This is a genomic window from Loigolactobacillus coryniformis subsp. coryniformis KCTC 3167 = DSM 20001 (genome assembly GCF_002706425.1).
GTDB classification, from domain to species: domain Bacteria; phylum Bacillota; class Bacilli; order Lactobacillales; family Lactobacillaceae; genus Loigolactobacillus; species Loigolactobacillus coryniformis.
Genome location: NZ_CP017713.1, coordinates 1,633,400 through 1,653,101, shown reverse-complemented (window position 1 = coordinate 1,653,101; position 19,702 = coordinate 1,633,400). Strand labels below are relative to the sequence as shown.

The window sequence follows — 19,702 nt, the reverse complement described above, 5'->3', positions numbered from 1 at the left end:
GGAAATCTAGTATGGATGAACAGGAAATTTTGACTGCGGTTGCGACAATACGTGTGGCGTGGCAAAAAAGTGACGCGGTGCGGGATGCTGGTTTGCCCACGACGCTCTCTGGTGTAAAACGGTTCGATAATCTTAGGTACGGTGATGACCCAAAATATAATTTATTGGATATTTATCTACCACACGTAGCTCACGCCAAACTGCCAGTGATCATCAATATTCATGGTGGCGGTTGGGTGTATGGCACTAAGGAAACTTATCAATTTTATGGTTTGAATCTAGCCCAAAACGGCTTTGCCTTCATTAATGCGAGTTATCGACTGGGACCAGATGTCGTTTATCCGAGCGAATTGACTGACATGGACCAAGTCTTTCATTGGATAGCGGCTAATCATGTTCAATATAATCTTGACGTTAACAATGTATTTATCGTTGGCGATAGCGCAGGTGCACAAATGGCTGAGCAACTATTAGCTATTTACACAAACCCACTATATCGGCGTTATTTTGATTACACTGTACCCAAGCTACAAATTCGTGCTGCAGCTTTGAATTCTGGCGCGTATTTTATTACCGACCCAGGGATGATCACCGGCGCCGTACAAGCTTATCTACCACTAACCATTTTGCAACAAAAACGTATTGAGCTGCAGGTAGAAAACTTTTTAACACCAGCGTTGCCGCCACTTTTTATCATGACCGCTAATCAGGACTTTTTACGAGATAAAACTTGGCAGTTAACTGGTTTCTTGCGAGCTAAACAAATTTTTCATGAAACGCATATGTATGGTAATACGCATGATCCACGTGGGCATGTTTTCCATATTGATCAAAAAGATCCGTTGGCACAGGAATGCAATTTAGCTGAATTGAATTTCTTTCGGCGGTATTTGAAGTAAATTGAGGCACTCAGAGTAACACGCTGAGTGCCTTTTTGCGCTTAATTTCAGAAAATAAAACTTTTCCAACCAACTCCCTTGCCCTGGAATGAGCTTCAGGGCTTAAAGTGTGGCTATTGATCAAATTTTAGCTGTGAAAAGAGTAAACAAGAATACGGCATGGTGTCTCCGATTTAAAGTTGAATCCGTGAGCACTTTTTTTGTTATTAAGATGTATATGCTGATCTTTGGCGGTTTTTTGTTACCAGGTTGGTGTTCAGCTTGGGGTCATTGTTGGTGGGTATTTCCACAGTGTCACAATGGTCGTGACAACTCGCGCCTCACAGGGCTGGGTTCAGTGATTTTAGCGCCGACAACCTTAGCACTAGTTATACGGGACCAATTCGAATGCGGGCGATTGTGGGAATCAAATCTAGGTTTAGTCTGGTGATCAGCAGTTTGCTTGCTCCGGATCTTTTTGACAGTGACGCTACTTGCACAAATTAATCGGCGAATATCTGATCAAGACAAATCGCTTTCCGAAAAATAATTATTTAGTGCCATTCGTATTAAATAAAGGCTTTAGAACCAACTCGTCATGCGTTAATGGTAACTTATCGATATGAAAAATTGGTTGAGAAACTATATTATTGTAATAACCGTAGTCGACTTCAACATTTGGCGGAATACTATTTTTATCTGGGGAATACTATCTAGATGGTACTTGAGTATAAAAGCAGTTTTCATGAAAGTCTACTAATGCCAATGATAAATACTGTATTTTATTTACAGATAATCAAAATTTAATTTAGTTTGGAAGGCTAAATCATTGACTTAGCATAAGCTTTGTATAATACTAGTTACATTGCTTGTTACGTTTTCAGAAAGCGAAAGGTGTTTTCGTAATTAATTTACAAGAATCAAGACTTGCACAGCAGAATGTTATTCAGTATTGGCAACAACATTATGAGCCAACTGCACCGCGGAAGATCATAACTAAACTGGCGATAGCAGCACGGAATTATCAGCTAGAATTACCTGTGGCTGATCGGACGTTGTATCGCGCGGCAGTTAGTTATACATCTCTATCTGGTTGGCAGCATTGGCAATTGCAGCGGCAATTCTTAAAATCAGTTGCAAAAGGTGCTACACCTGTTTTAGCAGCTAATCGGGAATAGTGAAAGTATATTAATCGATATTTAGTGGGACTGAGCAAAATAACCCCCTGATCAAATTAATTTGATCAGGGGGTTATTTTTAGTTTACGGTTGTCGTTAATTAATCATGCTCAAAAAGCATACATAACTTAAAAATAAGCATTAGACGTATATCACTTTTGGCTTTATGCTAGTACTCGTAAGTTAAGCGAAGGGTGGTGAACAGGTTGGCGGTGGTGATCTATTTTTCCCGCGCCGGACAGAATAAGCAACATGGTGCGGCGCAGTTCATCAATGTGGGTAATACCGCGTTGGTGGCGGACAAATTAGCGACTCAACTGGGTTGTCCAGCGGTGGCCTTGCAGGCGATTCCGGCTTACGCGGCGGAGGATTATGCGGCAACATTGCAGCGGACCAAAGCAGAATTGGCGCAAGCCGCCGCAGTCCAGCTGGCGCCGCTGACCGTTGATTTAACTGCGCAAACGCAACTTCTTCTCGGCTTTCCAATTTGGTGGCGCACGTTACCGCAAGTGGTGGTCACCTTTTTACAGCAAGTCGATTTAGCCGGCAAGCAACTTTATCCTTTTTGCACGCATGAAGGCAGCGGTTTTGGCCGCAGTTTGGATGCATTACAGAAATTAGCGCCGCAAGCGCAGTTGTTGCCAGGGTTGGCCGTGCGCGGTTCCAACGCTTATAAAGCCGATCAAGCGCTGACCAATTGGTTGCAGTCGTTGCAACTTAAATGAACACATAAGGAGATTTTCAAATGACAGTTAAAAACAAAGTCGTCGTTATTACCGGCGCTTCTTCCGGCATCGGTGAAGCCAGTGCTAAATTATTAGCCGCCAATGGGGCCAAAGTCGTTTTAGGTGCACGGCGTGAAGCGCGTTTGCAAGAGATCGTTCAGGCAATCGAAGCTGCCGGCGGCCAAGCCGCATACCGCGTGACGGATGTGACCAAACCAGCCGAAGTACAGGCCTTGGTCGACTTAGCCAAAACGCAATTTGGCGGCATTGATGTGATTTTCAACAATGCTGGGATCATGCCCACTTCACCAGTTAGTGCTTTGCATACTGAAGAGTGGAACGACATGGTCGATATTAATTTGAAAGGTGTTTTGAACGGCGTAGCGGCAGTGATGCCAGACTTCACTAAGCAAAAACACGGTCAGATCATCACCACCTCATCAGTGGCGGGGATCAAGAGTTTCACTGGCGCCGGCGTTTATGGGGCCACCAAATTTGCCGTGCGTAACTTAATGGAAGTCATCCGGATGGAAAGCGCGCAAGAAGGCACTAATATTCGCACCGTCAGCTTGTACCCGGCGGCGATCAATACTGAATTGCTGCACACGATCACCGACAAAGACGCCAAAGCCGGCATGGAACAGTTTTACGCCCAAGTTGGCATCACCCCAGACGCCGTCGCTCGCGTTGTCAACTTTGCCATTGACCAACCAGAAGACGTTAACGTCAACGAATTTACGATCTACCCAACGAAACAAGCATAGAGTGTCTAAAAAAGGCGTTAAGCTTACGTAGCTAGATGCAATAAGCTGCCTTTTTTAGCACGTTTCCGCAAAAAAATCTCAAAGGAGCATGATAATGATGGCTAAAAATGAAAATGTTAAAGACGGGGTTATTTTTCCCCGCGGCGCTAAAAATGATGCGTACGCACAGTATTTTGTCGGGCAAAGTTATTTACAAGGTTTAGTCGCTGATCCAGCGGTCAACGTTGGTGTCGGTAACGTTACCTTTGAACCAGGTTGTCGCAATAACTGGCACATCCATCACGATGGTTTCCAGATTTTGTTGGTCACTGGCGGCGAAGGCTGGTACCAAGAAGAAGGCCAACCAGCCCAGCACTTGGTTCCTGGTGACGTGATCGTGACTCATGATGGCGTTAAGCATTGGCATGGCGCTACTAAAGATAGCTGGTTTTCTCATGTTGCGATCACGGCAGGGACACCAGAATGGTTAGAACCCGTTACTGACGAACAATATGCTGCTGTTGAAAGCGAGGCTAAATAAAATGGCTAAAAAACAAACTGCTGGCCGCGATAATTTAGGTGACTTTGCGCCTAAATTTGCGGAATTGAATGATGATGTTCTTTTTGGCGAAGTTTGGTCCCGCGAGGATAAATTATCGGCCCGTGATCGGAGTTTGATCACCGTTGCCAGCTTGTTTACCCAAGGCGTGCCCCAACTGGAAGCGCATATGAAAATTGCGAAGCAAAATGGCGTCACTAAAGATGAGATGGTCGAATTGATCACACATCTGGCCTTTTACGCTGGCTGGCCAAAAGCTTGGTCTGCCTTTACTTTGGCGAAAGAAATTTATGGTGACTAGTACGCTTTAAATAAATTAAGTACTAAAAAAGCAGCCCGCAATGGCTGCTTTTTTGCGCGATTACAAAAAATCGTGCACATATTGGGCAAACGTCAATGGTGGTCGCCCTAGAACGAAAATAGCTCGACGTTGTCTGCATTGAATGTGCAGATTGGTGTCAATGCAAGTTAAACTGCTGCGGCTTATGAAAAAATTTGTTATTTATTAAGGTTAATTTAGGCTCGCTCTGCGATACTAGGCGTAATAAATAAGTCAGCGAGGAGTGAGCTTATGTCCAGCAAACTTAAAAGTAAACAATTAACTCAAGGCCTGTTCGGTATTTATCTGATCGCGTTATTTTGGATCATCATTGTCAAATTAAACTTGTCATTGATTCCACTGGGCAGTCGCCGTAGTATCAACTTGATCCCGTTTGCGGCCTCAGCGGCGATCAACGGCCACATCGATTGGGCCGAACCGCTGCTAAACGTGTTGGTTTTCGTGCCGTTTGGGCTCTATGCCGCTAATTTATTCAAACCAATCGGCTTTAAAGTCAAATTGATCATCGCCGTCAGCGTTTTTTGCGAAGTCGTCCAATTTATTTTCGGGATCGGTGCCACCGATATCACCGACGTAATCAACAATACGCTAGGCGGGATCATTGGCTTATTCGTCTATCAAGGTGTTAAAATAGGAGTGCAAAATAGCGATAAAATGCAAAAAGTCATCAACCAAATCGCCGTCGTCGGCACGATTTTGTGCGTGGCGTTACTGGTATTGGTCAAGTTAGGCATGCATTTACGCGTGTAATCTGAGTGTGGCTCAAAGGGCGCAGAAATTTGCCTTTTGAGCCACGTTTACACTACAAAGGTTTGGAATGATAAATTTCAGGCACATTTTGTCAAAAATGGAGGAATTTAAATGTCATTAACCGCTTTAGCTCAGGTGCTCGGCGGCGCCAACAAAGTTGCTTACGCCACCAGCTTAGATAATGTACCCAATTTACGGATCGTCAATTTTGTCTGGGATGAAACCACGCCAAACGTGCTGTATTTCGCGTCGGTGCGTGACTCCCGCGGCGTTCAAGAATTTCTTGCCAGCGACCGCATTGCTTTTTCCACTGTACCAGAAACGGGCAACGCGCACGTGGCCAGCAATCAGGCGACTGGGCAGGCGTCGCAACGGACTTTGGCGCAGATGCAGCCGCAATTTTTAGCACAGGTCCCGGATTTTGCCCACGTTTTAGAATTGATCGGCCCTAAATTAGCGTTGTACGAAATCCGCATCACCAGCGCAGAAGTCGATCAAGGTTTAGGTAACGGCGTGCAACAGGTGACGTTTTAGGACAATAAAATGGCAGCGACTGCTCACAAGTCGCTGCCATTTTTTATTCATCTTGATCATGTTCGCGATGCCATTGTTGCAAAAAGGCCAGCCGCTGTTTAAAGCGTTTTTCGTTGCCTTGTTCCGTTGGCGCGTAGTACTCATGGCCCTCCAGCGCTGGCGGCATGGTTTTCATCGTGGTCAGTTTTTCTTGACTATCGTGGGCGTACTGGTAATCAGCGCCGTAACCGAGTTCCTTCATTAAACCAGTGGGCGCGTTGCGGATCTGTAGCGGCACCGGCTCATTACCGGTTTTTTTAACGTCGGCTTTGACCGCTTCGGTGGCGGCGTAAACTGCGTTGGACTTAGGCGCCAACGACAAATAGATCACCGCTTCGGTCAAATGAACGTTACATTCGGGCATCCCGAGGAACTGGCACGCTTGAAAAACGTCCACCGCCAACGATAAGGCGCGGGTGTCGGCTAAGCCAATATCTTCGCTGGCAAAACGCACCAACCGCCGCGCGATGTACAGCGGATCTTCACCGCCGGTCAGCATGCGTGTTAGCCAGTAGATCGCCGCGTTGACGTCACTATTGCGCATCGATTTGTGCAGTGCGGAAATAATGTTGTAGTGTTCCTCACCATGTTTATCGTAGCGCAACGATTTGGTGTTGATCAACTGGCTCAACGCTGCGGTGTCGATGGTGACTTTTTTGTCTTGATGGTCGGCGTTCAAAACGGCCATTTCCAGCGTGTTCAACGCCACCCGCGCATCCCCGTTGGCAAATTCGGCCAGTAATTGCAAGGCATCAGCGTTGATATTAACGGTCAGATCAGGAAAGGCGTGGGGATTCTGCAAAGCCTTAGTCAACAAAGCCACAATATCGCTGACTTGTAGCTCATGGAGCACGAATACCTTACAGCGCGAAAGTAGGGCGGAATTGATCTCGAACGAAGGATTTTCGGTGGTGGCGCCGATCAAAATAATGCTGCCCCGTTCAACAAAGGGCAGAAAAGCATCCTGCTGAGCTTTGTTGAAACGATGAATTTCGTCGACGAACACAATGGTCCGCTCACCGATTTCACGGTTCATTTCCGCTTCTTCCATAATTTTACGAATATCCTTGATGCCGCTGGTGACGGCGCTAAAGGTGACAAAATGCGATTTTGTTTGGTTCGCGATGATCCGCGCCAAGGTCGTTTTGCCGACGCCAGGTGGGCCCCAGAAGATCATTGAGGAAAGCTGATCATGGTCGATGATCTCGCGCAAAATTTTGCCCGGTGCCAGTAAATGTTGCTGGCCAGAGAACTCAGCCAACGTTTGCGGCCGCACGCGATTAGCTAGCGGACTATTTTGCTGGCTATCAGCGGCGAATAATGATTCTTGTTCCATATCGATTCACTTCACTTGCTTGGTTTGAGGGTGGTTGCAAAAGCTACTTTTGCAACCACGTTGATGCTAAATCAATGATAAAAACTAATTTTAGTTTACCACGTTGGCTGGGGAAATAAAAAAACGCGACGCACCAATAATGGTGTTCGCGTTAAACTTATTTTACCGCAACGATTTACGATAACCGGCGGCTTGCGCTTCAGCCTCAGTATTGAAGTAAACCGCGTTGGCCGCATTCATGTTGTAGCCGGCTTGGTCAGGCGTGTGGTAGATCTTACTATTTACATTACCGACGATTTGGCCTTGCTCATCGGTACTGATCTGACCGGTGGTAGCGCTGGAACTAGTGGTCGGTGCTGCCGCTGTCGTAGTGGCGTCTGACGAACTAGTTGCTGTGCTAGCCGCTGAACTTGTTGCTTGGGCGGCGGCGCTGATCTGGCTAGTGCCGTCCGCGTAATTGATTGTGACGCCATCCTGCACGTTAAAAATGTAAACGTTGAATTTCAAGTTAGCGCCATTGACCGCCTCAGCTTGCATGTGGACGCCGCGGGCAACCAATTCGTTATCCTTGAAAACCGGCGTGACCTGATAACGGACGTAGGCTTTCGGATTATTTTTAATGTAGTAGGCAATGTCGTCTTCGTAGCGCAGCATTTCTGGGCTATTTAACGAACGGGTACCAGTGATCAAATTTTTCGGATTGTTGTTTTGACCCGTTAATTGAAAGCCAATCAAGTGTGACCGATTGTATAAATAGCCACTTTTGATCTTCTTATTCCGCCAGCCAGTTGGATCAACGGTTAGTGGTTCGCGTTTTTCCGTTGGCATCAGGCTTTTACTAAGTAGGGCGTTGGCGACCACGGGGCGGTTCAATGAATCTAAGTTGGCGTATTTCTGCCAAGCGCCTTTAGCCGTGCTCAAGTTGGCTTGAGTGAACGTGGGCTGATTGTTGTTGACCTCGACCGTTTGCGTGCCATTATAAGTTAACTTAAGTAATGCATCATTTTGTTGTTGTAAAGCAGTTTTGCTACCGACTTGCTTTTTGGTGACTTTGGCCGCGTGAACAGTGGTGGTACTGTCGGTGGCCGTTGTTTGGTTGGTCCCCAGACCGACCAAAGTCAGCGTTAATAAAGTGACCCCAATTCTGACCAGTAAATTCCCTTTGTGTTTCATCTAAACCCCTCCGTATAATTATTCGTTGACCGCGAATAGGCACTGATTGTTATTTTATCATGAAAAATTCAAAAAAGCTGTAACCAAAAAATTGCGTAGCCGTTTGTTAAAAAAGAGTTAAGTCAGCAATGTTCGGTAATAAAATGTGGTAGCATATGTTTACCCTTTAGATGAGGAAATTAGCTTAAGAGGGAGCTATGTGATTGAAAGCTATCAAAGGCTTATTGTGGGCAATTGTGTGGGCAGTTGTTTTGCTTGCCGGTCTATATATTTTTACCACCAGTGATTTTAAAGCACTATCAGATAAATTAACCAATGAAGTGGCGCAGTGGACGGCGGGAGTCGCACCGGAAGCAACGTCCAGCGCCGCCAGTCAAGCGAGTTCCACCAATTCGACTAGCAGTTCGGTGGCGACCAGCAGCTCTAGCGCGGCGACCACGACAGCTACGCCGATCGAACCTAATGTTCAAGGCAAAATGTTGGCCAATACGTATTATTATCAGTTTGACGACGATGTTCCGGCCGCCGCGCGGCAGGCGTTTGCCCAAGCCATTGCGGTTTATAACCAAACGGGGATCGTTAAATTAGTCGCCGGTACCGGTGATAGTGAGGAAAATAAAATCACTTTTTCGATCTATCATAAAACGATGACGGCGGCGGAACGCGGCACGATCGAGCTTGGTCACGGCGGGCCCAACATTATTCAGCGCATCGGTTGGGGCGCTTATACGGCTAATCACGCCAGCGCGAGTTTGAACGCTACTTACACCGCTTCGTTCCGCAAATCGGTGGCGGTGCACGAACTCGGTCACGCCCTAGGGCTTGATCACAGTGACAGCCAAGATTCAGTGATGTATCCGGTCGATCAAGGTAAAACTAGTTTGACCGCAGCGGATATCGCTGGACTGAAAAGCATTTATGAAAGTTAGCGTGTGTTGAAAAAGTGTTTTTCAATCACGTTTAGGCTAAGCCAACTTTAACACGAGCAAAGAAGTAACCAAAAAAGGTCGCAGGACTGATTGCGACCTTTTTTGGTATAATCAAGTATGTAAGCGATATCGTTAGGAGAGCGATAAAATGGAACTATATTTAGTGCGCCACGGGGAGACTTATTTAAATCGTTATCAGCGGATGCAAGGTTGGAGTGATTCTTTTTTGACGCCGCGGGGTGAAAGCCAAGCGCGTGCTTGTGGGCAAAAACTAGCTGGTATTCCATTTACGCGGCTATACGCCAGCGATTCAGGTCGCACTCAGGCCACCGCGCAGTTATTATTGCCTAGTCTAACCGGCAATTTAGCGGTTGAAACCAGCCGTTTATTTCGCGAAACGGCCTTTGGTGGATTTGAAGGCGCCAAAAATGCACCAACTTGGGCGCAGATCTGTCAGGCTTTGGGCCAGCCATCGTTGGATGCCTTATTTACTCACACGTCGTTGGCGACGATTTTGGATACGTTCAAGGCGGTTGATCCGTACCACGATGCTGAAGATAATGCGCAGATGCAGGCGCGGTTGGACCAAGGTTTGGCCAAGATCCGGCGGGAAAACGCAGCTACCGCCAAGGTGTTGTTGGTGCCCCACGGCAATTATATCCGGATGCTTAAATTGCGCTACGCACCAGGATTTAGTGCCCACACCGAGATCGTCAATGCGGGGGTAACTAAATTGGTGACCCGCGCTGATTCGTGGGTCGAAGTGGCATTTTAACGGCGCTTATTTTTCACCACAGATCATAATCACGAATACCTAGCTAGTAGCGATAGTTTTGGGAAAGTTGTGGTTTTGCCGTGAAAAAATAGGCGCTTGTGGCATACGTAACGTACGTCGCAAGCGTCTATTTTTTATGGCATGTTCAAGTTTCTATGCCCGTTCCGTATCTCCCAGTGAGAACACGGCGACACAACCGAGGCCGGTGTGACTGCCGATCGTCGGTCCAATATGCTGCAGTGAGATTTGAGCACCGGGCACCTGACGTAAAATCTGTTCCCGCACCACGTTAGCCGCATCCTCTGCTTGGGTGGTGGCAATCAAGATTCGCGGAGTCGTGGGCTCGGCTAAAGTGGCCACTGTATTGGCGGCCAACATTTCCAGCGATTTCCGCCGTGAGCGGGCTTTTTTAACCACGCGCAAATGGCCAGCCGTGTCAACGTCCATCACTGGCTTGATGTGGAGCAATGAACCCACCGCCGCGGAAGTGCGGGAAACGCGGCCGCCGTGGTACAAATAATTCAGATCATCCACGGTGAACCACTGGCGGTAGCGCAGCCGATTAGTGGTCAGCCAATCGGTCAATTCAGTGATACTCATGCCAGCGGCTTTTTTATCAATGGCATCCAGCAACATCAAGCCTTGACCACAACTGGCCGCCAGTGAGTCGACTAAGTAGATCTGGGCGTCAGGATAATCCTCCAGTAACATTGCCCGTGCCTGCACAGCGCTGTTAAAGGTTCCGCTGAGCCCAGAAGAGAAACCTAAGTAGAGCAGTGGCGTTTTGGTCACCACGTAGGGTTTGAAAAACTCAACGAACTGACCAATATTGATCTGGGCAGTTGATGGCATCACGCCGTTAGCGATTTGTTGGTAGAAATGTGCAAGGTCAAAATGGTGTTCCAGATCATCATCGTAGTTTTGCCCGGCGATATCCACATGCATCGACACAAAATCGACCTGATTGTCGGCAAGCGTTTGGTAAGGTAGATCAACGGCTGAATCGGTTAATAGCTGATACATAGCGTGCTCCTTCGTTCATATTATCATTTCATTCTACGCTCATTTTACACAAAGGCAATGGTTAAGGCGCTTAATAAAATGGTTCGTCCTAACTTATAAGCTAATCATAAGTATTTTTGCGCTAGGGTGCAAGAATCTGACCCCCGATCAATAAGATAAGTTGCTCAGCATGATAAAAGTCGCTATGCTTGAACTAACAGCACTTGTCATTAAATGGTCGACTTGAAGTTAAAGGAGGAAATTTTGCAATGAAATATACGATTACCGGTGCCACCGGCCATTTAGGACGGTTAGTGGTCCAAGCCATGTTACAGCTGGTCGCACCTAACGAAATTCGTGCTGCGGTGCATACGCCAGCCAAAGCCGCGCATTTGATGGCGCAAGGATTGGAAGTCGTCACGGCTGATTATTTAGACGTATCGTTAATGAAAACGGCGCTGGTTGGTACTGACGTTTTAATCTATATTCCCAGCAAAACTTACGATTTAGTGCAGCGGGTGACCGAATTGGAAAACACGTTGGCCGCGATGCAGCAGGCACAAGTCAAGAAAATCATCTTCGTTAGCTTTTTCGCCGATCAAGCCAATAATCCGTTTCGAATGTCGGCTTACTACGGCTATGTGCCGCGGCGGTTGGCGGCCTCTGAGTTTGACTACGCGATCGTTAAAAATGCGTTGTACGCTGATCCGTTGGTGCCGTATTTACCAGAATTGATCCAGCGACACAACATTATTTATCCGGTGGGTCAGCAGCCATTAGCGTTCATCACCCAACAAGATAGCGCCGCTGCCATCGCTAAATTAGTGGTGCAGCCGCAGCTACGTGATCATGGCCAAACTTATTTATTATCCCAAGCGCAAAACTACACGATGCCGCAGTTGGCCGAGATCATGACCACAGTTACTGGTGAACCGATCGGCTATCAACCGGTGACTCTGGCCGAATTTGCGGCGATCTATGCGGCCGAAGGTGACGGTCAAGAATTAGCCTCCATGTACCACGCTGGCGCGTTAGGCTTATTGGCTGATGTGTCGACTGACTTTGCCCGAATCACTGGTCAGCAACCGCAGGGGATGCGTGAATTTTTGGCAGCTAATTATCGAACTGTTTAGTTGATTTTGCCGATCTGCTTAACTGCCTTGTTGTAGTTGAGCAGATTTTTATTTAGCCCAATTTCTGTGCGGCCGCTAGTATCTGCTCTGTCGACATTGTTTGTACGTACTTTTCAGTACCATCGGCGATAGCTTTATTGTAATAAGCTTGCTTGAAATTGATTTCGTCCAGTGTGGCACTTAATTGCTGCATCTTCTGTTCCAGTGACACTTTTAAATTATCGAACATCGCTTTGCGCAATTTTAGGGTAGCGTCACCGGCTAGACACCAACGAATGAAAACCTTGATATCCTTGATCTGCATCCCCGCCAGTTTCAAACATTGGATTATTTCTAGCGTAGCGATATTGTACGGCGTAAACACTCGGTTACCAGCTGCGTCTTTAGCCAGATCGGGGATCAAACCTTGTTTATCATAATAACGGATCGTCGGGATCGACAAATCAAACTGTTGTGCCACTTCACCAATTGAAAAAGTCTTCATTATTAATTTAACCTCTTTTTTTGAATTTTAGTGTTGACCTAAAGTTGAGTTTAGGTGATATATTTTGATTATACCAAAAATAGTAAGGAGTTTTTAACATGGCAATTAAAGATAAAGTCGTTATTATTACTGGCGCATCCAGTGGTATTGGCGCAGCAACCGCGAAAAAATTAGCTAAAAAAGGCGCCAAATTAGTACTTGGTGCCCGGCGTGCAGATAAGTTGGAAGCGTTGGTTGATGAGATCACAGAAAATGGTGGGCAAGCAATTTTTCAAGTCACCGATGTAACTAAGGCAGCGGATAACCAAAAATTGGTTGAATTAGCTCAAACTCAGTTTGGTAAGGTTGATGTGATTTTCTTAAATGCAGGATTAATGCCAAACTCACCATTATCAGATTTGAAAACAGCAGAGTGGAACCAAATGGTTGACGTTAACATCAAAGGGGTCCTCAATGGCATCGCTGCGGTATTGCCTTTGTTTAAAGCGCAAAAATCAGGTCATGTGATCACAACTTCGTCTGTTGCCGGCTTAAAAGCGTATCCTGGTGGTGCCGTTTATGGGGCCACCAAGTGGGCGGTTCGTGATTTAATGGAAGTTTTACGAATGGAATCCGCTCAAGAGGGATCGCATATTCGCACCGCTACGATCTATCCAGCCGCGATCCAATCAGAATTATTACACACGATCACCGATACAGATACCGCTAAAGGCGCCGCTGAATTATATCAACAATATCAAATCAGCCCTGATCGGGTAGCCAACGTGGTGGCTTTTGCCATCGATCAACCAGAAGACACCAACGTCAATGAATTTACCATCGGTCCAACTGATCAACCTTGGTAATGAAAAATCTTGCACCGAAGTTGATTATTATTTAGTAATAAAAAAACGATCAAGTTAGCGTAAAAAACTAATTTGATCGTTTTGCTTATTTAGTCGCAATCAATAAATGGCTGCGGTGTTGTTTGGTAGCCGTTAAAGCGGCTTCCGCTGCCGCCAAAGTGGTATTGCTAGTGACCAACTGGCGCTGTGCCATGATCAATGGGGTAACGGTGGCCGTATAAACTGCTTGCGCGTGTTTTTGCTGCAACTTAGCTTGGGCTAATGTTGCTTGGGCATCTAGTAGCTCATGGCGGGCTTGGGCCAAATTAGCCGGCGCATTTTTTAGCGCCGTTAGTGTCTGTTGCGCTTGGACTAATGTTTGTTGGGCCTGTTGCATCTGTGTTTTAGCCACTGTCAACTGGGTTTGCGCGGTCAACACTTGCGTATTGGCTTGTTGCAAGGCGTGTTGCTTAGTGGATAAAGCTTGGCGTTGCGCTGTGGCAGTGGCTTGGCCATTAGATAGTTTGCTTTGGGCCAAGACCAGCTCAGCTCGTGCGCGGGCTGTTCGTTGTGGTAAATAAGTCAAAGTCGCCTGGGCCGCACTGGCTGCCGCCTGCCGCTGACTTAACCGCGCTTGCACCGTTGTTAACGCAGTTTGTGCACTAGCTGCTTGCGCTAAGCTAGTTTTAGCGACTACTTTAGCCGTCACCAATGCTTGCTGTGCATTGATCACTGCTGCAGCCGTTTGCGCTGCCTGTGCTTGTTGGGCCACAGTCCGCGCCTGCGCTTGTGCCAATGCTTGTTGTGCGGTACGTAATGGTGCCGGCATTGTAGCTGCGGCCCATGCTTGGCGGGCTGCAGTTACAGCTTCACGCGCGGCAACCTGCGTGGTTTGCGCTTGCACATAAGCGTTGTGGGCCGCCTGATGCTGCGCCTGTGCCCAAGCTAAGGCTACGCGCTGCCGGCGCAACTGGTCAGGCTGGGCGAAGTGAGCGCGTAAGCGGCGTAAACGCAATTGTTGCACACTGACGACCTGCGCCGTCAATGTTGATCGTTGCGCCGCGGCGATAACGTCTTGACTAGCTTTATGTAAATTAAAATCCGCAGTCGTCATTTGGTCAGCGACTTGGCGGGCTGCGCTGGTAGTCGCCACCGAAGTTGTTGCCGTGGCAGCAGCGGCTTGCGCCTGGGATACCGCTATTTGAGCAGTACTTTCAGCAGCTTGGGCCATTGACAATTCGTCTTGCGCGGTATTATCCACCGCCGTGACTGTGGTCAGTGTATTTTGCGCGGCCTGGACGGCTTGTTGATCACGACCAGCAGTAGCGGTTGCCGTTGAGCTAGCGTAACTGGCAGTACTGACGGCCGCTTGGGCGGCGGTCACCTGATTACTAGTTGCACTGACGGCCGCCTGAACCGAACTAGGGGCCAAATGATCTAAGTGCGTTTGGGCTTGATCAACCACAGCTTGTTGACTAGTAACGGTCACTTGCGCGGTGATCGCGGCACTGGCTGCTGTGTCGACTTCAGTTTGCGCCGCACTGGCTTGGCTAGTCGCACTGGTAACCACCGTTTGGCTGGCAGCAATAGTTTGTTGCGCAACCGCAACCTGACTTTGGGCTTGCGCCATGGTTTGTTGCTGCGCACTAACATTGGCTGAGGTTGCCTGGGTTTGGTGGGCTTGCTGCACGTCAACGTTAGCACTGGCACGGGTAACATTACTGGCGGCCACAGCTACTTGCGCATCCGCAGAATTGACGACCGTGTTGGCACTGGTCGCCTGTTCTTGGGCACTTTGCAAAGTCTGACTGGCTGCAGTTTGACTGGTAGCAGCACTGGTGACCGCATTTTGTGCGGTGGTTACCGGCGCCATGGAGTCACTGTTTGGTGTGGCGGTGGCTGTTGTTGCTGCGGCAGCCACCGGTTGATCGTTGCTTAATAGTAAACCGCCGGTGACGGCTAAGGCACCAACTGCTAATAAAGCAGCTGGTGCTGGCATTTTATTTTGTTTTGACAATGGCGCTGGCATTGGGTAATTCCTCCACTAAGGCGATATCGTTGTTATGTCAAAAAGTATGACCCAACAAGCGGCGATCAATTTGAATGGCCGCATCGCTATTTTTGGCTAGGCTGCATTTTAACTGTTAAATTAGTTTTTACCGCTAATTTAGCGTAAACGTGGTTGAAAAAGCCTAGGCTAGTGCCCAAAATCTGGACGCTTTTTCAACACACGTTAGCAGCGACTGACCATATAATAGTAATTTTACCATTGTCGGTCAGTAAATTATATTTCATTTTTAAGTCGGATCCGGGATGGAACCATTTTACTTCGGCTGTATTTAAAAACTGGGTATTGCAAGGGTGGCTAATTTAGCGTATGCTTAGATTAGCCATCGGGAACGTACGTTCGGTAGCGAAAAGTGATAGTCATTATGGCAACAAAGCGCGTACGCCGGTTTGTGAACCGCAAGACAGCACTGCATCAAATTACTTGCGGCTACACCAACTAAGTCTGTTTAAAATTTTCACGGGCAAAGGTAGTCACGTTAGGGCTGTATTTCTGGTAAAGTAGTTTGCAGTAGTTTTCATGAAATTAACAATAGGTGGCGTAAGCAACATGGACATGTACCTCGATACCTACGCTAATTGGTATCCACAAAATCATCAGTTGGGCACGTATCCGCGCCGCAATGGTGCACGACAGTACACAGAAGCAGAGCGGACGGCGCTGTACAAAGCGTTAACGCCGGCGCAGCAGAATGTGGTGGCCGATTATAAACGGCGGCAGATCAGTTCAGCAATGTTAAATATTAGTTATATGCGTGATGCAGAATGGCAGTTTGTTCAGCGCAATGTTGACCCCGATTACGTGCGCGGTAAGCAGGCCAAGTATCACTGTATCTGTCATCGGCCGTTAAAATATCAATTTGTGCTGCGCTCGCGCAAGCATCCCAGCGAGGTTAAAAAGTTGGGCATCAAGCATTTTTCGGATCATTTAGGGATCCCGATGAAGGTCGTCAGTGAAATTCAAGCTGGCGTGCACCGGATCGATCTGGCGTTTGATGAATTATTATGGCTGAAACAGCGTGGCGACAAGTTTCCCCTTGATTTGTGGCGGCGCTACGTTTATGCGCACTTCACCAATAATCGACTGGCCCAACCTTATAAAATGAATCACCATCTCTGGCTGCGTTTACTGGACTTCAAACAGGCTGACATGCCGATTTTTATTCTTGATTACACCACTGTGCAAAAAGAGATCGCGCAAGTTGATCGCTTGGTTTATGCCGCCAAAGAGCCGCTGGCACCGGCCCAAAAGGAAACTTTTGAGCATTATTTAGCGGACGTGCAGGAATATTCTAAATTACCACTGTTTCAGTTTAAAAACTTTTGGGATCCCAGTATGCGGCCATTTCTAACCGAATGGGCCCAAAAGCATCAGGCTGAACCAGGTGATTTTTATTTCCGTGGCTTATTAAAAGTCCTGCAAAGCCCAGAACGCTGGAAGTTTGCGTGGCAGACCTTTCCATTTAAAGCGGGTACCAAAATGGTTCAGCCAGAAGTTTCAAAATATCTGTACGAACTATCGCGGCGGTATCCCTTGGATGACAACTTTTTCAACGAGATCCCGTTAGCATTTCGTCATGGGTTACGTAAAGCCTTGCGCCAACAAAAAACGCCATCAGTCAAGGCAACAGCTAGTACACCAGCGCCAAAAAAGCGTCCCGCTAGCAAGGCAAGCCAGATCGCGGCCCTGCAGCTATATAACCAATGGCGGGGCATTACGGCGGAAGCACAGGCAGCAGCATTTGCTCAATTTAAGTTGCTAGTTGAAGATGATTTAACTCCACAAGCGGCAAAACAGCCTGATCAGATTTTCTTCGATAAATTATTTAATACCTTATTAGCCCTAAATCCGCTGAACCAAGTGCAGATCCAGCAGGCGGTGCAGCAGCTACTTAACCGGTATTCGGTAACGACTGCTGGGTTGGCGGAACAATTGATACAAGCGCTGACGACTTATCAACAAACCGCTGACTTTACCAGCAGTTTTCAGGCAATACCAGCGCCATTTTATGCCGAATTGGCCCAGCGGTTTAACGATTTACCGTGAATAAAAAATCACCCAGTGTTGGGTGATTTTTTTGCTGTTAAGTTCGTGCCCGAAACTGATGGCGGCACTTGGGACAGGTGATTTTAAGCTGCCCTTTGCCACGAGGGATGCGAATCCGTTGGTGGCAGTTTTTACAAGTGAAGAAGCGATAGTGTTTCCGCTGCTGCCATTCATGATAGTGGCGGCGCAGCGGCTTAGTCAGCCAGGCAGTTCGCTGCTGGAACTGAGTATTTTCATGGGCCCGCTGGTAAATTTTGCGGGAAAGGATGCGCCAATAAGCGACGAGCAATAATAAAATGCCCAGCAAATTAAGCCAGCTAGTGTGAATAAACAGGGTCAAGAAGATCAACAGCAAGCCGCAAGTCATTAAAAATTTATTCAAACTATCCATAATACCGTAGCGACCGCGCATAAATTGCGCAACTTTAAAAAGCCATTTTGGTGGTTGTTTCAATCAGATCAGCCTCACTTTTTACTTAATAGTCCCACTATGCCAAATTGAGACGTTAAAGTCATCGGGCAAAAGGCGGAAAGTGAACGTCCGTGGCCTTTTTATGGGTTAGTTTGAGTACAGAAATGGGTATTGCATTTACAGATAGGTCGTGTCAAACTTAAATTATTAATAAATAAAGCGCTTACAAATATGTGCAATTTGGCACATATTATTTTTTGGATTTAATGCAAATAATATTTTTTAGAACGAAAATATTATTTAAAGTAAAACGGTGAGCGGGTTATTTTGTTGCTAGTCGGCTAGTTCAAGTGCACGGAAACGGAGGATTTTTCATGAAAAAAGTGAAAAATAACAGTACAAGTGGTCTGTCGGATGAACAAATGCTTTATCAATTGGAGGGCCGACCACGCTTGTCGATTGCCTTTCCAATGGGGTTGCAGCACGTTTTAGCGATGTTTGCGGGTAATTTAGCGCCAATGTTGATCATTGCGGCGATTGCTAAAGCAACGCCGGCGGAAACGGTGATCATGATTCAAGCGGGGATGTTGATCTCTGGTCTGGCAACACTTTTGCAATTATATCCGATCAAGATCGGCCGTTTCCAAATTGGTTCAGGGTTGCCATTTGTCATGGGGACTAGTTTTGCCTTCGTACCCACCGCTTCAGCCGCTGCTGCAGCGGGTGGGATTCCCGCCGTATTAGGGGGCGCCTTGGTTGGGAGTTTAGCTGAGGGCGTGATCGGGGTCTTCTATAAATACTTAAAGCGTCTGTTTACACCACTAGTTATCGGTAGTGCGCTGATCGTGATCGGCTTGAATTTGTTAGGCGTTGGCCGGGATTATTTTGCCGGTGGCGCTGGGGCTAAGGATTACGGATCGTGGCAAAATTTGACGATCGCTTTTGCCACCTTTTTGATCGTTTTAGTTTTGCAACGCTTTGGTAAAGGCATTGTCAAAACTGCGGCCTTGTTATTTGGCTTGATTTTGGGTTATGGTATTGCGTTCTTGTTTGGTAAAGTAGACCTTAGTGCGATCGGCGCTTCATCCTGGGCTACGATTCCGCGGCCTTTACCGTTTATCCCAACTTTTAACGCGCAAACGATCATCAGTTTTGTGATTATCTACATCACAGTTTCAATGGAAACAATCGGCAATACTTCTGGGATCACCATCGCTGCATTTGATCGCCAGGCCACGGAGAAGGAGACTTCCGGCGCCGTTTTAGCGGATGCTTTAGGCTGTGCCGTGGCGTCATTATTTGGGGCAATGCCAAATACGGCTTTTGGTCAAAATGTGGGCATTGTGTCGATGACTAAAGTCGTTAATAAATGGTGTATTACTTTAGGTGCCGGGGTACTGATCGTTTGTGGCTTTTTGCCTAAATTAGGTTATATTTTTGCGTCAATTCCGGCGCCAGTGCTTGGGGGCGCTTTGATCTCCGTTTTTGCGATGATCACTTTGAATGGGATCAAATTATTGGCACAAGCCGGTTTCAGTGAACGTAATATCACTGTACTGGGCATCACGTTTGCCTTAGGCATTGGTTTTGCTGGCCATGCGGATGCGATCGTTGGGTTACCAACCTGGCTTAAATTTATTTTTGAAGACAGTATCGCGGCGACCACGATCGTTGGTATTTTAGCTAATTTAATTTTTCCTGAACATAAAAAGGTAGCACGCACTGATGAAAAGGTAACTGAAGTGACGGCACATACCGCCGCACATTAATTAGG

The 19,702-nt window shown here is 47.1% G+C and carries 20 protein-coding genes; 14 read left to right on the top strand and 6 right to left on the bottom strand.

Going from position 1 to position 19,702, the window contains the following annotated elements; translation table 11 throughout:
- Positions 1-11: 11 nt before the first annotated feature.
- The 8 genes from LC20001_RS08080 (at position 12) to LC20001_RS08045 (ending at position 5,707) form a co-directional block, all read left to right on the top strand.
- Positions 12-899 carry an alpha/beta hydrolase gene (locus LC20001_RS08080; RefSeq protein WP_010011141.1) on the top strand — a complete coding sequence of 296 codons (888 nt, stop codon included), beginning with the start codon at positions 12-14 and terminating at the stop codon, positions 897-899.
- A gap of 848 nt (positions 900-1,747) precedes the next feature.
- Positions 1,748-2,056, top strand: a complete 309-nt coding sequence (locus LC20001_RS08075) for a hypothetical protein (protein ID WP_010011142.1) — start codon at positions 1,748-1,750, stop codon at positions 2,054-2,056.
- Between the two features lie 212 nt (positions 2,057-2,268).
- Positions 2,269-2,781, top strand: a complete 513-nt coding sequence (locus LC20001_RS08070; protein WP_225358941.1) for a flavodoxin — start codon at positions 2,269-2,271, stop codon at positions 2,779-2,781.
- 20 nt (positions 2,782-2,801) lie between these two features.
- The gene (locus tag LC20001_RS08065) at positions 2,802-3,545 is read left to right on the top strand and encodes an SDR family oxidoreductase (RefSeq protein WP_010011144.1); all 744 of its coding nucleotides are present in this window, start codon (positions 2,802-2,804) and stop codon (positions 3,543-3,545) included.
- Positions 3,546-3,642: 97 nt separating this feature from the next.
- Complete coding sequence (locus LC20001_RS08060) at positions 3,643-4,065, top strand: cupin domain-containing protein (RefSeq protein ID WP_010011146.1); 423 nt, start codon at positions 3,643-3,645, stop codon at positions 4,063-4,065.
- Between the two features lies 1 nt (position 4,066).
- A complete protein-coding gene (locus LC20001_RS08055) occupies positions 4,067-4,384 on the top strand; it encodes a carboxymuconolactone decarboxylase family protein (protein ID WP_010011148.1) in 318 nt (105 codons plus the stop codon).
- Positions 4,385-4,654: 270 nt separating this feature from the next.
- Positions 4,655-5,173, top strand: a complete 519-nt coding sequence (locus LC20001_RS08050) for a VanZ family protein (RefSeq protein ID WP_010011149.1) — start codon at positions 4,655-4,657, stop codon at positions 5,171-5,173.
- Positions 5,174-5,284: 111 nt separating this feature from the next.
- A complete protein-coding gene (locus tag LC20001_RS08045) occupies positions 5,285-5,707 on the top strand; it encodes a hypothetical protein (RefSeq protein WP_010011150.1) in 423 nt (140 codons plus the stop codon).
- A gap of 43 nt (positions 5,708-5,750) precedes the next feature.
- Here LC20001_RS08045 and LC20001_RS08040 read toward each other — a convergent pair whose 3' ends face one another.
- Both LC20001_RS08040 and LC20001_RS08035 read right to left on the bottom strand, forming a co-directional pair.
- Positions 5,751-7,082, bottom strand: a complete 1,332-nt coding sequence (locus LC20001_RS08040) for a replication-associated recombination protein A (RefSeq protein WP_010011152.1) — start codon at positions 7,080-7,082, stop codon at positions 5,751-5,753.
- A gap of 162 nt (positions 7,083-7,244) precedes the next feature.
- On the bottom strand, positions 7,245-8,255 hold the full coding sequence (locus tag LC20001_RS08035; RefSeq protein WP_010011153.1) for a DNA/RNA non-specific endonuclease: 1,011 nt from the start codon (positions 8,253-8,255) through the stop codon (positions 7,245-7,247).
- A 203-nt stretch (positions 8,256-8,458) separates the two neighbouring features.
- On the opposite strand from LC20001_RS08035, the gene LC20001_RS08030 reads away from it, so the two are divergent.
- Both LC20001_RS08030 and LC20001_RS08025 read left to right on the top strand, forming a co-directional pair.
- Complete coding sequence (locus LC20001_RS08030) at positions 8,459-9,184, top strand: M57 family metalloprotease (RefSeq protein WP_010011154.1); 726 nt, start codon at positions 8,459-8,461, stop codon at positions 9,182-9,184.
- Positions 9,185-9,332: 148 nt separating this feature from the next.
- Positions 9,333-9,959 carry a histidine phosphatase family protein gene (locus tag LC20001_RS08025; RefSeq protein ID WP_010011155.1) on the top strand — a complete coding sequence of 209 codons (627 nt, stop codon included), beginning with the start codon at positions 9,333-9,335 and terminating at the stop codon, positions 9,957-9,959.
- Positions 9,960-10,112: 153 nt separating this feature from the next.
- On the opposite strand, the gene LC20001_RS08020 is transcribed toward LC20001_RS08025, so the two are convergent.
- Positions 10,113-10,982, bottom strand: coding sequence for a DegV family protein (locus LC20001_RS08020; RefSeq protein ID WP_003679426.1), 870 nt, complete (start codon positions 10,980-10,982; stop codon positions 10,113-10,115).
- 248 nt (positions 10,983-11,230) lie between these two features.
- Here LC20001_RS08020 and LC20001_RS08015 point away from each other — a divergent pair, with 248 nt between their 5' ends.
- On the top strand, positions 11,231-12,094 hold the full coding sequence (locus LC20001_RS08015; RefSeq protein ID WP_010011157.1) for an NmrA family NAD(P)-binding protein: 864 nt from the start codon (positions 11,231-11,233) through the stop codon (positions 12,092-12,094).
- Positions 12,095-12,146: 52 nt separating this feature from the next.
- Here LC20001_RS08015 and LC20001_RS08010 read toward each other — a convergent pair whose 3' ends face one another.
- The gene (locus LC20001_RS08010; protein WP_029508026.1) at positions 12,147-12,581 is read right to left on the bottom strand and encodes a MerR family transcriptional regulator; all 435 of its coding nucleotides are present in this window, start codon (positions 12,579-12,581) and stop codon (positions 12,147-12,149) included.
- Between the two features lie 95 nt (positions 12,582-12,676).
- Here LC20001_RS08010 and LC20001_RS08005 point away from each other — a divergent pair, with 95 nt between their 5' ends.
- Positions 12,677-13,423, top strand: coding sequence for an SDR family oxidoreductase (locus LC20001_RS08005; RefSeq protein ID WP_010011160.1), 747 nt, complete (start codon positions 12,677-12,679; stop codon positions 13,421-13,423).
- 85 nt (positions 13,424-13,508) lie between these two features.
- Here the strand turns inward: LC20001_RS08005 and LC20001_RS08000 are convergent, their stop codons facing one another.
- Positions 13,509-15,431, bottom strand: coding sequence for a hypothetical protein (locus tag LC20001_RS08000; protein ID WP_010011161.1), 1,923 nt, complete (start codon positions 15,429-15,431; stop codon positions 13,509-13,511).
- Positions 15,432-15,989: 558 nt separating this feature from the next.
- On the opposite strand from LC20001_RS08000, the gene LC20001_RS07995 reads away from it, so the two are divergent.
- A complete protein-coding gene (locus LC20001_RS07995; RefSeq protein WP_225358936.1) occupies positions 15,990-17,516 on the top strand; it encodes a hypothetical protein in 1,527 nt (508 codons plus the stop codon).
- A gap of 37 nt (positions 17,517-17,553) precedes the next feature.
- Here the strand turns inward: LC20001_RS07995 and LC20001_RS07990 are convergent, their stop codons facing one another.
- Positions 17,554-17,970 (bottom strand): zinc ribbon domain-containing protein, encoded by a 417-nt coding sequence (locus LC20001_RS07990; protein ID WP_010011163.1) that lies wholly within the window; start codon positions 17,968-17,970, stop codon positions 17,554-17,556.
- A gap of 332 nt (positions 17,971-18,302) precedes the next feature.
- On the opposite strand from LC20001_RS07990, the gene LC20001_RS07985 reads away from it, so the two are divergent.
- Positions 18,303-19,697, top strand: coding sequence for a uracil-xanthine permease family protein (locus LC20001_RS07985; protein WP_010011165.1), 1,395 nt, complete (start codon positions 18,303-18,305; stop codon positions 19,695-19,697).
- The last annotated feature ends 5 nt before the right edge of the window (positions 19,698-19,702 follow it).

Bases quoted from the DNA above. Each gene is read 5' to 3' on its own strand.
- LC20001_RS08080 (WP_010011141.1), top strand. From the start codon at position 12: ATGGATGAACAGGAAATTTTGACTGCGGTTGCGACAATACGTGTGGCG.
- LC20001_RS08065 (WP_010011144.1), top strand. From the start codon at position 2,802: ATGACAGTTAAAAACAAAGTCGTCGTTATTACCGGCGCTTCTTCCGGC.
- LC20001_RS08060 (WP_010011146.1), top strand. From the start codon at position 3,643: ATGGCTAAAAATGAAAATGTTAAAGACGGGGTTATTTTTCCCCGCGGC.
- LC20001_RS08055 (WP_010011148.1), top strand. From the start codon at position 4,067: ATGGCTAAAAAACAAACTGCTGGCCGCGATAATTTAGGTGACTTTGCG.
- LC20001_RS08050 (WP_010011149.1), top strand. From the start codon at position 4,655: ATGTCCAGCAAACTTAAAAGTAAACAATTAACTCAAGGCCTGTTCGGT.
- LC20001_RS08045 (WP_010011150.1), top strand. From the start codon at position 5,285: ATGTCATTAACCGCTTTAGCTCAGGTGCTCGGCGGCGCCAACAAAGTT.
- LC20001_RS08040 (WP_010011152.1), bottom strand. From the start codon at position 7,082: ATGGAACAAGAATCATTATTCGCCGCTGATAGCCAGCAAAATAGTCCG.
- LC20001_RS08035 (WP_010011153.1), bottom strand. From the start codon at position 8,255: ATGAAACACAAAGGGAATTTACTGGTCAGAATTGGGGTCACTTTATTA.
- LC20001_RS08025 (WP_010011155.1), top strand. From the start codon at position 9,333: ATGGAACTATATTTAGTGCGCCACGGGGAGACTTATTTAAATCGTTAT.
- LC20001_RS08020 (WP_003679426.1), bottom strand. From the start codon at position 10,982: ATGTATCAGCTATTAACCGATTCAGCCGTTGATCTACCTTACCAAACG.
- LC20001_RS08015 (WP_010011157.1), top strand. From the start codon at position 11,231: ATGAAATATACGATTACCGGTGCCACCGGCCATTTAGGACGGTTAGTG.
- LC20001_RS08005 (WP_010011160.1), top strand. From the start codon at position 12,677: ATGGCAATTAAAGATAAAGTCGTTATTATTACTGGCGCATCCAGTGGT.
- LC20001_RS08000 (WP_010011161.1), bottom strand. From the start codon at position 15,431: ATGCCAGCGCCATTGTCAAAACAAAATAAAATGCCAGCACCAGCTGCT.
- LC20001_RS07995 (WP_225358936.1), top strand. From the start codon at position 15,990: ATGAAATTAACAATAGGTGGCGTAAGCAACATGGACATGTACCTCGAT.
- LC20001_RS07985 (WP_010011165.1), top strand. From the start codon at position 18,303: ATGAAAAAAGTGAAAAATAACAGTACAAGTGGTCTGTCGGATGAACAA.